The sequence below is a fragment of the Actinoplanes sp. 13 genome, from assembly GCF_056134165.1.
Map to the genome: position 1 here is coordinate 19,258 of NZ_JBVYOQ010000035.1, position 15,150 is coordinate 34,407.

A 15,150-nucleotide genomic window follows, 5' to 3' on the forward strand; every position below is an offset into this window, starting at 1 on the left:
TTGCCCCTCGGGGCCAGGCGGCTACGCGATGCCACCGGCGTCGCGGTTGCGACGACCAGGAGAGGGGCGTTCGATGGCGAAGAAGTCGAAGAAGGACAAGAAAGACAAAAAGAGCAAGAAGGCCAAGAAGAAGTGAACAGCGCTGTGGCGGCCCCTGATCCAGGCCGCCACAGCGTCACTCAGGCAGCGCCATCGAGAGCAGTGCCACCAAGAGCAGCGCCGGTCAGGATGAAGCCTCGCCGGCGTTCGACTCCTCGTCGGGGACCTCTCGGTCGTCCTTGTCGGCCATCGGCAACGGCAGGTCCGGGGCCTTCAGGTCCTCCTGGCCGGGCGGCGCGGGCGGGTCGGGTGACAGCGGTGGCTCGATCCTCGTCTCGTCGGTCATCCCCGCATGACTTCCCGCTCACCGGCGGTTTCATCCCTGGAGCCGCGAGACGGCAGCCGCCGAGCCAGGAGCCGTTCATGGCGCCCGGCCTTCTGCTGATAGAGACGCGTGTCAGCCGCCGTGTACAGGCTGTCGAAGTCGTCCCCGTCGACGTCCAGCACCGCCACCCCGATGCTCACGGCCGTTCGTTCCGCCAGCGCCGCCGTCAGCTTCTCGGCCGTGGCCCGGGCCTGTTCGGCCATCCCCGCCCGCTCGCTTCGCAGCATGATCACGAACTCGTCGCCGCCGAGCCGGCCCACCAGGTCGTCCGGGTGGACGCGTTCGCGCAGGGTCGCGGCGACCCAGCGGAGCAGGTCGTCGCCGGCGGCGTGGCCGTACGCGTCGTTGAGTCGTTTGAAGCCGTCGAGGTCTGCGACGAGCAGCGCCGCGCCGAGCCGGTCCGACCGGACCCGGTCGAGTTCCGCCGTGAACCGTTCGCCGAATCCGCGCCGGTTGAAGACCTCGGTGAGGACGTCGAGGGACGACAGCCGGGTCAGCATCCGGCGCTGGACGGCGGCCGCCCGGCCCTGCAACGCGCACGCCACGGCGGTCGCGGTGGTGCTGAGCAGGTTGATCACGACGTACCAGGCGTCGGTGCCGGCGATCACGCCCACCGCGACGTACAGCGCACCGGCCGCCAACCCCACCGGGGCCGCCACCAGCGGGCGCATCCCGAGTGTCAGCAGCGGGATCGCGATCAGCATGCCGACGCCGAGCGGGCTGGTCACCCCGCCGTCGAGCAGGGCGATGCCGGCGCAGCTGACGAACGAGCTGACCGCGAACGCCAGCATGAGCGGGCGCGCCCAGCGGGCCCGGCTGAGCCAGTCCGCGCCGAGCACGACCGCCAGCCCGGAGCCGAAGCCCCAGAGGCAGATGCCCAGCATCGCCTCGTGGTGTGGATGCCCGGTGGTGAACAGCGCCAGGTAGATCATCGCGACCGACGTCTGGGCGATCGCCATCCAGCCCGGGTCGGCGATCGAGTGCCGGCGCCGCTCCCGCCGGGAGACCGAGGTCCGGGCGGCCGGGTCACCCGGCAGGGACGACGCGGCCCGGGAGGCCGCGGCGAGCTGCGCAGCGGACGGAGCACGCCGTACCCGCGCCACCTTGTCCGCGTAGAGGCGGCGATCAGCGACCCCGGAAAGTGCCTCGGCGTCTGCGGCGTCCTGCGGGTAGGAGGCCACGCCGAGGCTCAGCGGCAGCCGCTCGCGGAGCCGTGCCACGATCTGGTCCACCTCGGCGGGCTCGGTCAGCAGCAGCGCGAATTCGTCTCCGCCGAGCCGCCCGGCCGCGCCGTGCCCGCGGGCCGCCGCGCGCAGCTCGTGCCCGACCCAGGCCAGCAGGTCGTCGCCGGCCCGGTGCCCGTACGCGTCGTTGACCTGCTTGAAGTGGTCGAGGTCGAGCAGCACCAGGGTGAGCGGCCGGCCGGAGCAGGCCAGTTCGGCGGCGAGCCGCTGATCGAAGCCGCGCCGGTTGAGGCAGCCGGTGAGCGGGTCGATGCGGGAGCTGTGGGAGAGGCGGCGGCGCAGTGAGGCGAGCACCATGGAGTGCCGCAGGCAGAGCACCGCGGCGGCGCCGAAGGCCAGGGCGTGGACCTGCCAGTAACCGGGCGGGGCCGGGTCGCCGTACGCGACCAACAGGCCGTACCCGATGGTGTTGAGCGCGACCACACCGGCGAAGGCCCGCGGCAACAACACCGTGGCCAGCAGCACCGTGGAGGTCGGGATGAAGGCGCCGACCGGCCCGGCCACCCCGCCGTCGAGCAGCGCGAGGGACACATATCCGGCCAGGTTGCCGAGGGCACCGAGGTGCTGGGGCAGCATCCACCAGCGGGTGCGCACCAGCTGGGTGGCGACCAGCCCGGCCACGGCGGCGGAGAGCAGGACCGCGGCCACCACCGCGAGCATCGCCGGGCGGCCGGGCCGGTCCCAGGTGGCGACGGCGTAGGCCGCGGTGAGCACCGCCGGCAGGCAGCAGTACACGAACCCGGAGCGGATGGCCCGCCTCCGTTGCTCGTGGACCGCGTCCGGCCCGGCGCTGCTCATGCTGCGGGCACCTCCGAGGGCGGGGATTCAACCCCGCCCTCATCGGCGCGGCGTTCACCGACTTGAGAAATCCCTATCTGACGGTGAGAAGGCGGCGTGGCACGGCGGCGGCCAGCGCCGCGTATCCCGCCGGGTTGAGGTGCAGGTTGTCACCGGTGTCGAAGGTGTCCGCGATCCGCCACGGCTCGGCCGGGTCACGGACGGCGGCGTCGAAGTCCACGGACGCGTCGAAGATCCCGCTCCGGATCGCGGTGTTGACCGCCTGCCGCGACCGTTCCCGCAGTCCCCCGGCGTCGTCGTAGATGTTTCCGCCGAACGGGGTGAGCGTCGCCCCGTAAACCACGATGTCCTGGGCATGCGCGCGCAGCACGATCTGCCGGTACGCGCCGACCAGGTCCGACACCACCTGGCGCTGGGCCGCGTCGGTGGCCTCGGCGGTGCCGATGTCGTTGACGCCTTCGAAGACCAGCAGCCAGGTCGCCCCGCTGACCGCGAGCACGTCCCGGTCGAGCCGGGCCATCGCGTTGGGCCCGAGCCCGTCGCGCAGCACCCGGTTGCCGCCGGCCGCCTGGTTGAGCACCGCGACGTCGCGGCGCCGCAACCGGTCGAACAGTTGGTCCGGCCACCGGTCGTTGCCGTTGGTGGTGGAGCCCCGTCCGTCGGTCAGCGAGTCGCCGAGCAGCACGAGGCCGTTGGTCTCGGCAGCTTTCACCTCGACGCCGCTGATCAGGTACCAGTGGTCGGTCGGGGTGGCCCCGGTCAGCTGGGACGCCGCCAGCTGGTCCCCGGCGAGCAACCACGACGTGGTGCGGGAGCCGGGATGCGAGGTCAGGGCCAGCGTGGCCTGCCCGGCCGCCAGATAGGTGGTGATCGTCAGGATGGAGCCCGGTGCGAGGGACACGTCGACCGGGTCGGACACGATCTGTGCCCCGACCGGCACCACGACGTCCCGCCGCCCGCCGAAGGTCAGCGGACGCGAACTCCCGGGCCGGATGTCCGCGACCCCCGACCGGCCGTCCACCGGGAGCGCCACGGCGGCCCCGGTGATCGGCAGGTCGGCCCCGCCGAACGCGTTGGAGAACCGGACGCGCAGCTGCCGGCCTCCGATCGTCACCCGCACGGTCTGCCGCAGCGTGGTGTCCACGAGCACCGAGTCGGTGCCGGTGAACGGCGCGGGCGGCAGGTTGTGCGGCTCGGTGAGCTGCGGCATCGCGGTCCAGGTGTGCACCCAGCGCGGGTGCTTGTTGATTTCCCGGCCGAGCAGGACCGCTGAGGCGGCGGCCCCGCCCGAGGCCAGCACGGTACGTCGGCGCACGGCTAGTACCTCCGGCTCTCGGGCGGCCCCAGGTAGCTGTACTCGACGCCACCGGTGTCGATCACGAGCCGCTGCAGGATCACCGTCGGGTCGACGGCGTGGAAGGTCAGCGTGTGCGTGCCGGCCTTCTCGACGGTGTGCGTGGTCGTGGTGATGTTGATGTTGTCGGAGGTGTTGCGGGCCCACTGCCGGTTCATCGTGGTGTCGTCGGCGCCGGTCGCCGCGATCACGTCGACCGTCTGCGGCGACCGGCCGTCGAGCGAGATCGCGTACCGCAGGCCCGGCGTCGGCAGCACGTTGTTGCGCGGTGACAGGTGTGCGGAAATCTTGACCGGTCCGGTGGTGGTCAGCGTGACCTTGTACTCCAGGCGCGTGCCCTCGCGGGGCGACAGCGGCGTGATGCCGTCGGCGTCCTTGCCGATGCCGGGAAGCACCCGCCACGCGCCCACCTTGCGGTGGTGGTGCACGGCGTCGATCGCGACGTAGCCGTTCGCTTCCGCGAAACCGGCCGGCCGGAGCGCGGGGTTGCGCACCGGGGCCTGCACGACCTGGGTGCTTCCCGCGCCTTCGATCGTCAGGGGTACGACCGAAGCACCCCGTGGCGCCCGCTTCCAGTCGACCGTCACCGTGGCCCGGACCTGCTTGTCCACGCGTCCCGAAGCCGGCGTGACCTTGACCCACGGCTGTCCCGCGGTGATCCGGTAGGAGAACGGCGTGGTGCCCTTGTTGTAGACCTCGACGTACTGCCGGGGCTGCGACTGCCACGGGCTGAACTCGGGCAGCACCGAGGCGTCGCCGCCGTCCAGGGCCACGCCCATCGCGGCCGCGGCAGGCACCTCGATCCGCTTCAGGTGCGGGTAGATCTCGTCGGGCAGCGCCACGTGGTTGTCGGTCTGCGGCTGTTGCCACCCCGCGTTGTTGTAGCGCGCCGCGTTCCCGTACCCGATCTTGGGTTGGGTCTGCCAGCCCGCCCATTTCCCGCCGGCGAGCTCGGTGTTGTAGTGATCGCTCATCGCCTGGTCCTCGGCGAACCGGGCTTCCGCCTCGTCGGCCAGGTCGTTGGTGGCGGCCCGGCCCTGTTCCGCGTAGAGGATGTTGGTGAACTGGGCCCGGCGCAGCTCGTAGAGGTTCGCCGTCGCCTGCACCGCGTAGTTCACGAGCTGGTGGTAGGCGTCCTGCGCAGCGGCCGGGACACGCTGGCGGATCCGTTCGGCGCGGGCCGCGAGCCGCTGCCACTCGGCGACCACCCGGTCCATCTCGCGGTAGTCGGTCAAGGAGTACGGGTTGCCCTGGTCGTCGTAGACCACTGTGGTGGCGTCACCGGTGATCCGCCGGTTGAGCAGTTCCGGCTTGCGCCGGGACTGCAGATGGCCGTACTCCCCGAGCACCGCGGCGATCTCGGCGGACAGGGTGGGCCCGAAGTTCTCCGCGGCGTACCGCCGCTCCCAGTCGTCGATGCCGGACAGCGCGATGGCGTCCGGGTTCCACGCGTAGTCCAGGAAGAACTGGGTGGGCAGCTCCTCGTTCTTCAGGTCGCCGACGTTGACCACCCAGAGCTTGTCGACACCCTTCGAGTACGACAGGTTCAGCTGCTCCCACGTGTTGACCAGGTTGACCGTGTCGACCCACTTGTAGTTGCGGCCGTCGCCGACGTAGTCGAAGTGGTAGTACAGCCCGTACCCACCGCTGCGCGCCGGCAGGCCGGGGTGCGGCAGCTTGCGCATGTTGCCCCAGTTGTCGTCGCAGAAGACGACGGTCACGTCCTCCGGCGGCTGGTAGCCCTTGTCCCAGTAGCGCTGCACCTCTTTGTAGAGGGTCTGCACCTGGGGCGCCTCCTGGAGGCCGAACTCCCGCAGGATCTCGCGCTGGGTCTCGATGATGGTGCTCATCAGGTCGATGCCGTCGCCGTCCGGCAGGCTCACGTCGCCGTTGCCGCGCATGCCGAGCGTGATGACACCCTCGAAACCCTGTTCCTTCATCCGGCGCGCGCCGTCCCGCCAGTACGCGACGAGGGCGTCCCGGTTGCGCCGGAAGCTCCACTCGCCGGTCCCGCCGTACGGGTCGCTGCCCGGCGTGACGATGTTCCCGTTCGCGTCGCGGACCGCGGCCTTGGCGTGCCGGTTCCACTCCTCGATCCCGCGCATCATCGGCGCCTCGTGCGAGGTGCCCATGACCACGCCGTACCTGCTGGCGGTGGCGTGGTTGAGCGGGTCGTCCTCGGCGAACGCCCGGCCCCAGACCGCCGGCCACAGATAGTTGGCCTTGAGCCGGAGCATGGTCTCGAAGACCTGGGCGAAGTAGTCGGCGTTCAACCCGTTCGGGAAGCCGGGTGCCTTGCCGGGACCGAAGTAGCCGGGGGCCCAGGTGCCGGTCGCCGGGTTCTCGTCGTTGATGAAGAACCCGCGGTACTTCACCTTCGGTGTGCCCTGGGTGTGCCGGCCGGGCAGCGCGTACCACGCGGCGGCGCGCGGGACCGGCACGTCGTCCCAGAAGTGCCAGGGCGAGACGCCGATCTTGCGGGAGACGTCGTAGGCGCCGTAGATCGTGCCGCGCTGGTCGCTGCCGGCGATCACGAACGCCCGGCGCACACCGGGCAGCGGGTTCTCCACGACCTGCTGGAGCGAGGTTTCCCAGCGGCCGGCGATGCCGCGGACGTCGAGCTTGCCGCCGCGGATCAGGCGGTCGATCAGGGTGCTGCGGCCGATCGTGCCGACGATGACCGGGTTCTGCCCGGCGGGGACGTCGCCGGTGACGGCCGGGCGCACGCCGGTGGCGGCGTGCAGGTCGGACTGGAGGTCGCCGGCCACCCGCAGCACGCCGGCATGGTCGTTGGCGGAGGTCACGATCGGCGCGGCCACGCCGTTCGCGACCAGGGGGAACCGGCCGGGTCCTGGCCGGGTGCTCAGATAGCTGTCGCCGGCGTGGGACACGGCCGGGGCCGTGCGGGGAGAGGCCGGTGACGGGGTGGGGACGAGGACGAGGAGCGCGGCAACCGCGCTCGTGAGGACGCTTCGCATGGGGCACGCCTCCGGGGGCACCGAAAGTTTCGGAAACATATCGATAGCGCCTCCGTAACGTATAGCCACCCATCTATAGCGTCAAGGAGTCAACCCCCGAGCAGTGTGCGGATTTCGGGTTCACCAGAGGGCCGAGGTCAGCACCCCGCGGGGTTTCGAAAGTTTCGGAACTGGACCGGTTCAGGACCGGTGCTGGACCTCAGCGCCGTGCCAGGTGCGCCACAGCGCCGCATAGGAGCCGCCGGCAGCCACCAGTTCGTCGTGCGTGCCGAGCTCGATGATCCGCCCGCCGGCCATCACCGCCACCCGGTCGGCGTCGTGCGCGGTCTGCAGCCGGTGCGCGATCGCGATGACCGTCCGCTCGTGCAGCACCGCGGCCAGCGCCCGTTCCGCGGTCCGCGCCGCGGTCGGGTCGAGCAGCGCGGTGGCCTCGTCCAGGATCACCGTGTGCGGATCCGCGAGCAGCACCCGGGCCAGCGCCAGCTGCTGTGCCTGCGCGCCGTCGAGCGGCTCCTCGCCGAGGTCGCGGTCCAGGTCGACGGCCCAGTCCGCGCCGACCGTGGCGAGCGCCCGGCGCAGCTCACCGTCCGGTGCCGGCACCATCAGGTTGTCCCGCAGCGACTCCCGGAACACGTGGTGCTCCTGGGTGACCAGCACGACCTGGCGGCGCAACTCGTCCGGCGGCAGATCGGCGATCGGCACCCCGCCGACCGTCACCGAGCCGGCGGGGGGCCGGTCCACCCCGGCGATCAGCCGGCCCAGCGTGGACTTCCCGGCACCGGAGAGGCCGACGATCGCCAGCCGCTCCCCCGGCCGGACGGTCAGCGTCACGTCGTGCAGCACGTCGCGGCCCTGGTCGTACGCGTACCGCACGCCGGCCACCTCGATCACCTCGTCGCGTGGGGGCTCGGTGACGGCCGGCGGCGCGGGCGGGATCGCGGCGAGGCCCTCCACCCGGGCGAACGAGGCACTGCTGCTCTGCAACTGCTCGATCCAGATCAGGATGCTGTCCAGCGGGCCGACCAGCTGCCGCAGATAGAGCACGGCCGCCGCGACGGTGCCGAGGCTGAGCCGGCCGTCGATGTAGAACAGGCCGCCGAGCAGCAGGACCAGGACGGTCGGAACCGCGTACGAGCTCTCCGCCAGCGGGAAATAGACGTTGCGCAGCCGCAGTGTGGCCAGCCGGGTACGCCGGGTCTCGGCGAGCGCGGCGTGCCCGGCGGTCAGGCGGCGCTCCTGGAGGCCGAACGCGTCGACCGTGCGCGCGCCGTCGGTGGTCGCGGACAGCTCGTCGGCCAGCCGTGAGGTGGCCGCCCCCTCGGCCAGGTACGCGTCCCGGGCCCGCCGCAGGTACCAGCGCGTGACGAACCAGATGCCGGATAGGCCGATCACCCCGACCGCGCCGAGCAGCGGGTTCAGCACCAGGATCCCGGCCGCGATGATCAGTAGGTGGACCACCGCGCAGAAGAGGGTCGGCAGCACCTCGCGCAAGGCGGTGGCGACCGCGTCCACATCGGTGGTGCCGCGGGCGGTCAGATCGCCGGCGGGCACCCGCTCCACCACGGCGGCGGGCAGGCCGAGCGCCCGGCGGACGAAACCCTCCCGGATCCGGGCGGCCGTGCGTTCGCCGAACCGGAACGCGACGCGGAGCGCGTACCGCGAGAGAAGTGTCTGTGCGAGGGCGCAGCCGAGCACCGCAACCGCGAGACGGTCGACCGCCGCCGTCCCGCCGCCCGCCTCGACCGTGTCGATCACCCGGCCCAGCAGCCAGGGTCCGCCGAGGCCGGCCAGCGCGCTCAGCGAGCTCAGCAGCACCATCGCCACGACGATCCGGCGGTCGGCGGCGAGCAGGCGCCCGACGGCGCGGGCGACCATCCGCTGGTCGGCGATCGGCAGCGCCGCGGTCACAGCTGGTCTCCGAACACCCGGGTGACCAGCGCCCGATAGCCCGGCTCGGTGTCCAGCAGATCGCGATGGGTCCCGGTGGCGGCGACCCGCCCGGCCACCAGGTAGTGCACCACGTCGGCGCGATCCAGCAGCACCGGCGAGGTGGTCGCCAGCACCGTGCCGCGCCCTTGCCGGGCCGCCGCGAGACGCTCGGCCACGGCCAGCTCGGTGTGCGCGTCCACCGCCGAGGTCGGCTCGACGGCGAGCAGCATCTCCGGGTCGCCGTAGACCGCCCGGGCCAGCCGCAACCGCTGCCGCTGGCCGCCGGACAGGTTGCGCCCGCCCCACTCCACCAGCCGGTCCGCATCGGTCGCGACGTCCTGGGCGGCCGCGGTGGCGATCGCGGCGCGCACCCGTTCGCCGTCCGGCTCGTGCCGGCCGGCCACCACCTCGCGCAGCGAGCCGGCGAACAGGGCGGCGTCGTTGTCGGCGACCAGGATCCGGGCGCGGACCGCCGGCTGGGCGATCTCGTCGAGACGCCGGCCGTCCCAGGTGGCCTCGGTGCGGCCGTACCCGCCGAGGCGGTCGAGGATCTCGGCGGCGTCGGCGGGACGGGAGCCGGCCAGTGCGGTGAACCGGCCGGGCTCGGCGACCACCCCGGACACCGGGTCGTGCAGGGGCGCCGGGCCGGCGGGCGCGGGCTCCCCCGCGAGGTCGTCGGCCTCCAGCCGCAGGAAGTCGGTCACCCGCCGGGCGGCCACCAGGCCACGGGTCACGTCGAAACCGCAGAAGATGAAGACGCTCACCGGGATGACGAGCATGGCGGTGTACCCGTACACCGCGACCAGCTCGCCCACCGTGATGTCCCCGCCCACCGCGAGCCGCGCGGCCAGCCAGACCACCACCGCCAGGAAGACGACCGGCAGGCCGTCACCGAGCGCGGCGATCCAGCTCGACGGGTTACCCACCCGGTAACCCTGTTCGCGCACCGTCGCCGACTCCCGCTCGTACCGGTCGAGGTGGACGTCCTTGCCGCCCAGGCCGTTGAGCACGCGAAGCCCGCCGAGGATGTCGACCAGGCGGGCGTTCAGCCCGCCCTGGCGCTCCCGGTAGCGCGCCCCGGCGTGCTGGGTGCGGCCGAGCAGCGGGCCGACGATCAGCGCCAGCACCGGCACGCCGACCAGGACCACCACCGCCAGCGCCGGCGAGACGCGGGAGAGCAGCACCGCGATCACCCCGCAGGCGACGACCGACGCCACGCCCACCCCGCCGACGTTCATCGCCCGGCCGATCGTCCACACGTCGGCGATGCCGATCGTGACGACCTCGCCGGTGGTCACCCGGCGCGGCAGGGCCGCACCGAGCCGGGTCGCGTGCGTCATCACCAGGTCGGCGGTGAGCAGCGCGGCCTTCAGCCGCAGTTGCGTCATGTTGCGGTGCCGCAGCAGGCCCAGGCCGGCGCTCGCCAGGCCGAGCCCCAGGACGGCCGCGGACCAGGCGATCAGCGCAGGCACGGAGCGCGGGGCGAGGCCGCGGTCGATCGCCTGGGAGATGAGGTACGGGGTGAACGCCAGGCTGGTGAACCACAGCGTCCCGAACGTCGCGCCGAGCGCCACCCGGGCCTTGCACTGCCGCGCCAGCCACCACAGGTAACGTCCCGGACTCCGCACATCCACACCCGTCATGCTGCCGATCGAACCGCATGATTGTCACCCGATTTGCGAGGTGCGCTCCGTCGCAGCACAGGTCTATTCATCAAATGGATTTGATGTAATCTACGGTCGTGGCATCGCATCCACCGCCTCCGGCGTTCGTCCGCCTGGCCGCCCACCCGCTGCGGTGGCGGCTGCTGACCGCGCTGGCGGCCGGTGACCACCGGGTCCGCGACCTGGTCGCGCTCAGCGGCGAGCCGCAGAACCTGGTCTCCTACCACCTGCGGCTGCTCCGCGACGGCGGCCTGGTCAGCACGCACCGCAGCACCCACGACGGCCGGGACACCTATTACCACCTGGATCTCGACCGCTGCGCCGGCGCGCTCACCGAGTCCGGCGCGGCGCTGCACCCCGGTCTCGCCCCACAGCCCGCGGCGCCCGTCACGGCCGGCGTGCTCTTTCTCTGCACCGGCAACAGCGTCCGCTCACCCCTCGCCGAGGCGCTGCTCCGGCGCCGCGTCGGTGGCACGGTCCGGGTGGCCAGCGCCGGTAGCGACCCCCGGCCTCACCTGCAACCCGACGCCGTACGGGTGCTGGCCGAGGAGTACGGGGTGGATGTCGCCGGCCGCCGCCCCCGGCACTGGGACATGCTCTCCGGCCACCGCTTCGACTTCGTGATCACCCTCTGCGACCGGGCCCGCGAGTCGTGCCCCACTTTCCCGGGCGAGCCGCGGCGGATGCACTGGAGCCTTCCCGAGCCCTCCGGACATCCGGCCGTCGCCCGCGTCGCGGCCGAGATCGACACCCGGGTCCGGCATCTGACCCCCCTGCTGAGAGAGGTTTCGTCATGACCACAGCCAGCACCTACGCCAACGTCCGATACCTGGTCGACGACGTGCCGGCGGCCGTCGCCTTCTACACCGGCCACCTCGGTTTCGCCCCGGGCCCCAGCTCCGGCCCGGCCTTCGCCGACGTCGTCCGTGGACCGCTGCGCCTGCTGCTGTCCGGCCCGGCCAGCTCCGGCGCCCGGGCCACCCCGGACACCGCACGGACCGCCGGCGCCAACCGCATCCACCTCGAGGTGGACGACCTCGGCGCCGAGGTGGACCGCCTCCGCTCCGCCGGGCTGCTGTTCGTCAGTGACGTGGTCAGCGGCCCCGGCGGCAGCCAGATCCTGCTCGCCGACCCGGCCGGCAACCTGGTGGAGCTGTTCCAGCCGGCGGCCTGAGGCTCAGGCTGTCGCGCGCACCCCGGCCGGCGCGATCGCCATGCCCGCGCCGAAGACGTGCTCCGGGTCGTGAGCGGCCTTGATCGCGCGCAGCGCGTCCCAGTTCCGCGCGGTGAACGCGCTCGCCACCTGATCCGGATCGGCCAAAAAGTTCAGGAAGTGCCGTCCGAGCCCGTGGCCCGCCAAGGCGGACGACTCGCGGTCCAGGATCACCGAGAGCGGGGCGTCCCGGTGGGCGGCGGCGCCGTCGTCCCGGGCGATCCGCCCACCCCAGTGACGGATCTCCACGGTGCAGTCCGGCTCGGCGACCAGCGCACCGATCAGGTCGTCCTCGAGGGTACGAACCTGGTCGAAGGTGCGGGCGGACGTGCCGCCCATCGCCGCCCCGGCATAGCCGACCACCCGCATGCCGTCCTCCACCACCGGGCCGGCCACCTTCCACAGCGGCTCGAGCAGGCGCCGGCCCTCGTCCGGATCGCCGCAGTACATCGCCTTGACGATCAGCTTGCCGTCGAGGGTCAGCAGGACCGCCGTGCTCAGCTCGTCCGGGATCCGCTCGATCCACGTGCGATAGAAGGCCAGCGTCTCGGCGGCCCGCTCACGCCCGAAGGTCACCGCACCGGCATGAACGCGGCCCACCGGGTGGAGACGGAACTCCAGATCGGTGACGACACCGAACGAGCCCCCGCCGCCGCACAGCGCCCAGAACAGGTCCGGGTGGTGGTCGGCGTCCACGGTCAGCAGGCTTCCGTCGGCGGTGACCACCCGCGCGCGCAGCACGCTGTCCGCGGCGAGGCCGTGTTTGCGGGCGAGCCAGCCCAGCCCGCCGCCGAGCGTGTACCCGGTCACGCCGACGTCCGGCGACGACCCGGAGAGCGGGGCCAGCCCGAACGGCGCGGCCACGGCCAGCACGTCGCCCCAGCGGGCGCCGGGACCCACCCGGGCGGTCCGGCGGTCCGGGTCGACCACCACCGACGCCATCTCCCCGGTCCGCACCAGCAGCGCCCCGTCGTGGGCCACATGCGTGCCGTGCCCGGTGGCCTGCACCGCGAACGGCAGACCGGCACGGCGAGCGGTCAGCACCGCGGTGCGCACATCAGCCGCGCTGCGGGCGAGCATCACCGAGGCCGGGCGGGGGTCGAGGGCCGGGTTCAGCGCGCGGCGGTGCTCGTCGTAGCCGGCGGTGCCGGGAAGCAGAAGAGTCATGCCGGTACGACCACGACCGCACCGGAAACTCATCGCTCCCGAATTGAGTTAGGCTCGCCTAACCTCGACAGGACAGGGTGGAGATGGCACAGCCGGAATCGCTCTCGCAGTTGCTCAACGGGCGCCGGGCGGCGGTCGATGCCACGCTGCCCGCGGTCGGCTTCGCCGCCGGTTGGCTCCTGGCCGGCCAGTCGATCTGGGCCGGGGCGGGGGCCGCGGTGGCCTGTGCGATCGGGGTGTCGGCGTGGCGGCTGCGCACCGGCGACAAGCCGCGCGCCGTGCTGATCGGCCTGCTCGGCGTCTGCGTGGCCGCGCTGATCACGCTGCGCACCGGCCAGGCCGAGGACTTCTTCCTGCTCCAGCTGCTCAGCAACGCCGCCAGCGCGCTGGCCTGGACCGTCAGCATCGTGATCCGCTGGCCGCTGCTCGGCATCGTCGTCGGCGGCGTCCTCGGCCAGAAGACGCGCTGGCGGCGCGACCCCACACTGCTGCGGGCGTACTCCCGCGGCAGCTGGGTGTGGGTTCTGCAATACGTCATCCGGGTCGCCGTCTTCCTCCCGCTCTACGCCGCCGGCCAGGTCATCTGGCTCACCGGCGCCCGGATCGCGCTGACCTGGCCGCTGATCGCCGCCTGCATCACGGTCAGCTGGTGGGTGATCCGCCGCAACCTCCCGGACGGCCACCCCGGCCTGCGCCACCCCGTCGAGCAGCCCGCCTGATGGACTGGGTCGAAGGGTTCTACTCCCGCACCGGCACGTGGTGGGGTGACGCGGGGGCGCGCATCACCGAACGCGACCACCGCCGGGTCCGCCTCCTGCACCAGCACGCCGGCGCCGAGCCCCGGCGGGTGCTGGAGCTGGGCGCCGGTTACGGCACCACCGCCGCAGCGACCGCGGCGGCCGGTCACACGGTCACCGCGGTGGAGATCAGCGACCGGGCCCGCTTCGCGGACCGCCTGGGTGGCTCTTTCACGCTGATCAACGACGACTTCTACGAGGTACGGCTGGACGGCCATTTCGACGCCGTGACGTACTGGAACGGGTTCGGCGTCGGGTCGGACGCCGACCAGCGCCGGTTGCTGCGGCGCATCGCCACCGAATGGCTGCGCCCCGGTGGCGTGGCGCTGATCGACGTCTACAACCCGATCGTCTGGGCCCGCTGGCACGGCGACCAGTCGCACCGCACCCCGGACCCGGAGCGCGGCTACGCCTACGAGCTCTACGAACTGACCACGTACGACCCGGTCACCGCCACGGCGACCGACACGTGGTGGGAGGCCGCCGATCCGGACGAGAAGATCAGCCAGCGGCTGCGGTGTTATTCCCCGGCCGACCTGACGCTGCTGCTCGAGGGCACCGGTCTGCGGCTGGACCGCATCACCGTCGGCGAGGAGGACGGCGCCACCGCGGGCCACCGCCTCCTCACCGACGCCTACGAGTACGTCGCCGTCCTGACCCCCGTGCAGGAGTGCGTCACTCCGCGGTGAGCCGATCGCTGTGCTTGTCGAAACCGATGTAGAGCCGGGCCGCGGCGTTCTCCCCGAGAGCACCCAGCGTCTCCAGCTCACGCAGCCGCAGCAGGGCGGGGTGCTCGGTGTACGCCTGGGCGGCCTCGGCCAGCCGGCGCAGCGCGTCGACCTCGGCGTCGGCGCGGATGCGCTTGGCCTCGGCGTCCGCCTCGGCGGCCCGGCGGGTGGAGTCCGCCCGGGAGGTCACCTCCAGGGCCTCGCGGTCGGCACGTGTCCGGGCCTCGACCATCTGCGCCTCCGCCATCCGCTCGGCCGTCAGCACCCGGTTCATGACGTCCTGCAGGTTGCCCGGGAACACCAGGTCCTTCACGTCGGCCCGGATGATCTCGATGCCGTACCCCGCGGAGACTCCCTCGACGTCGCGCAGGATGTCCTCGCTGAGCTGGTTGCGGCTGGTCAGGATGCCCTCCAGGGTCATCGAGGCCAGCGACCGGCGGGCGGCCAGCTGCACGTCGCTGTAGACACGGTCCGCGTAGTCGGCGACCCGCTCCACCGCGGCCACCGGGTCGGTGACCCGGAAGTGCGTGATGATGTTGACCCGCACCGCCACCTTGTCGGCGGTCAGGATCTCCTGGCCCTTGATGTTCAGCTCCCGCTCACGCAGGTCGATCGTCACGATCTCGACGCGGGGCACACGCCGGCCCAGCGGGCGGCGCCGGGGCAGCTCGTACCGGCCGGGCTCGAGCACCTGGTCGAACCGGCCGTCGACGTAACGAAGACCGCGGAATCCGCTGCGAATGATCACCTCACCGGTGTGGGACATGGTTCACCTCTGTACGCAAGAAGTAGGGGTGGCCCCGTAGCGGTTCCGACGGGAAGGATCCGTCGCCGGGAGAGCAGCGGGCAAGCCT

At 72.5% G+C, this 15,150-nt stretch carries 12 protein-coding genes; 4 read left to right on the forward strand and 8 right to left on the reverse strand.

Annotated elements, in window-relative coordinates:
* Positions 1-223: 223 nt before the first annotated feature.
* The 6 genes from AC0NH5_RS37970 to AC0NH5_RS37995 all read right to left on the reverse strand — a co-directional run bounded on the left by AC0NH5_RS37970 (position 224) and on the right by AC0NH5_RS37995 (position 10,301).
* Positions 224-385, reverse strand: coding sequence for a hypothetical protein (locus AC0NH5_RS37970; protein ID WP_474412354.1), 162 nt, complete (start codon positions 383-385; stop codon positions 224-226).
* Positions 382-2,466 carry a diguanylate cyclase domain-containing protein gene (locus AC0NH5_RS37975; protein ID WP_474412355.1) on the reverse strand — a complete coding sequence of 695 codons (2,085 nt, stop codon included), beginning with the start codon at positions 2,464-2,466 and terminating at the stop codon, positions 382-384. Before AC0NH5_RS37975 ends, AC0NH5_RS37970 begins: the two co-directional genes overlap by 4 nt.
* Positions 2,467-2,539: 73 nt before the next feature.
* Positions 2,540-3,781: an SGNH/GDSL hydrolase family protein gene (locus AC0NH5_RS37980; RefSeq protein WP_474412357.1), complete on the reverse strand. Its 1,242-nt coding sequence runs from the start codon at positions 3,779-3,781 to the stop codon at positions 2,540-2,542.
* A 2-nt stretch (positions 3,782-3,783) separates the two neighbouring features.
* A complete protein-coding gene (locus AC0NH5_RS37985) occupies positions 3,784-6,798 on the reverse strand; it encodes a glycosyl hydrolase 115 family protein (protein ID WP_474412359.1) in 3,015 nt (1,004 codons plus the stop codon).
* 180 nt (positions 6,799-6,978) lie between these two features.
* Positions 6,979-8,673, reverse strand: a complete 1,695-nt coding sequence (locus AC0NH5_RS37990; protein WP_474412444.1) for an ABC transporter ATP-binding protein — start codon at positions 8,671-8,673, stop codon at positions 6,979-6,981.
* A gap of 29 nt (positions 8,674-8,702) precedes the next feature.
* Positions 8,703-10,301 carry an ABC transporter transmembrane domain-containing protein gene (locus AC0NH5_RS37995; RefSeq protein WP_474412446.1) on the reverse strand — a complete coding sequence of 533 codons (1,599 nt, stop codon included), beginning with the start codon at positions 10,299-10,301 and terminating at the stop codon, positions 8,703-8,705.
* 167 nt (positions 10,302-10,468) lie between these two features.
* On the opposite strand from AC0NH5_RS37995, the gene AC0NH5_RS38000 reads away from it, so the two are divergent.
* Both AC0NH5_RS38000 and AC0NH5_RS38005 read left to right on the forward strand, forming a co-directional pair.
* Positions 10,469-11,188 carry an arsenate reductase/protein-tyrosine-phosphatase family protein gene (locus AC0NH5_RS38000; protein ID WP_474412360.1) on the forward strand — a complete coding sequence of 240 codons (720 nt, stop codon included), beginning with the start codon at positions 10,469-10,471 and terminating at the stop codon, positions 11,186-11,188.
* Positions 11,185-11,565, forward strand: coding sequence for a VOC family protein (locus AC0NH5_RS38005; protein ID WP_474412362.1), 381 nt, complete (start codon positions 11,185-11,187; stop codon positions 11,563-11,565). Before AC0NH5_RS38000 ends, AC0NH5_RS38005 begins: the two co-directional genes overlap by 4 nt.
* Positions 11,566-11,568: 3 nt before the next feature.
* Here the strand turns inward: AC0NH5_RS38005 and AC0NH5_RS38010 are convergent, their stop codons facing one another.
* On the reverse strand, positions 11,569-12,771 hold the full coding sequence (locus AC0NH5_RS38010) for an FAD-binding oxidoreductase (protein WP_474412364.1): 1,203 nt from the start codon (positions 12,769-12,771) through the stop codon (positions 11,569-11,571).
* An 83-nt stretch (positions 12,772-12,854) separates the two neighbouring features.
* On the opposite strand from AC0NH5_RS38010, the gene AC0NH5_RS38015 reads away from it, so the two are divergent.
* Positions 12,855-13,490, forward strand: a complete 636-nt coding sequence (locus tag AC0NH5_RS38015) for a DUF3159 domain-containing protein (RefSeq protein WP_474412366.1) — start codon at positions 12,855-12,857, stop codon at positions 13,488-13,490.
* Positions 13,490-14,257, forward strand: a complete 768-nt coding sequence (locus AC0NH5_RS38020) for a class I SAM-dependent methyltransferase (RefSeq protein ID WP_474412368.1) — start codon at positions 13,490-13,492, stop codon at positions 14,255-14,257. Before AC0NH5_RS38015 ends, AC0NH5_RS38020 begins: the two co-directional genes overlap by 1 nt.
* Here AC0NH5_RS38020 and AC0NH5_RS38025 read toward each other — a convergent pair.
* The gene (locus tag AC0NH5_RS38025; protein ID WP_474412370.1) at positions 14,244-15,062 is read right to left on the reverse strand and encodes a slipin family protein; all 819 of its coding nucleotides are present in this window, start codon (positions 15,060-15,062) and stop codon (positions 14,244-14,246) included. The genes AC0NH5_RS38020 and AC0NH5_RS38025 overlap by 14 nt on opposite strands.
* Positions 15,063-15,150 lie beyond the last annotated feature (88 nt).

What these genes read in the sequence shown, in the direction of transcription:
- AC0NH5_RS37970 (WP_474412354.1), bottom strand. Translation starts at nt 385, where the DNA reads ATGACCGACGAGACGAGGATCGAGCCACCGCTGTCACCCGACCCGCCC.
- AC0NH5_RS37975 (WP_474412355.1), bottom strand. Translation starts at nt 2,466, where the DNA reads ATGAGCAGCGCCGGGCCGGACGCGGTCCACGAGCAACGGAGGCGGGCC.
- AC0NH5_RS37985 (WP_474412359.1), bottom strand. Translation starts at nt 6,798, where the DNA reads ATGCGAAGCGTCCTCACGAGCGCGGTTGCCGCGCTCCTCGTCCTCGTC.
- AC0NH5_RS37990 (WP_474412444.1), bottom strand. Translation starts at nt 8,673, where the DNA reads ATGGTCGCCCGCGCCGTCGGGCGCCTGCTCGCCGCCGACCGCCGGATC.
- AC0NH5_RS38005 (WP_474412362.1), top strand. Translation starts at nt 11,185, where the DNA reads ATGACCACAGCCAGCACCTACGCCAACGTCCGATACCTGGTCGACGAC.
- AC0NH5_RS38010 (WP_474412364.1), bottom strand. Translation starts at nt 12,771, where the DNA reads ATGACTCTTCTGCTTCCCGGCACCGCCGGCTACGACGAGCACCGCCGC.
- AC0NH5_RS38015 (WP_474412366.1), top strand. Translation starts at nt 12,855, where the DNA reads ATGGCACAGCCGGAATCGCTCTCGCAGTTGCTCAACGGGCGCCGGGCG.
- AC0NH5_RS38020 (WP_474412368.1), top strand. Translation starts at nt 13,490, where the DNA reads ATGGACTGGGTCGAAGGGTTCTACTCCCGCACCGGCACGTGGTGGGGT.
- AC0NH5_RS38025 (WP_474412370.1), bottom strand. Translation starts at nt 15,062, where the DNA reads ATGTCCCACACCGGTGAGGTGATCATTCGCAGCGGATTCCGCGGTCTT.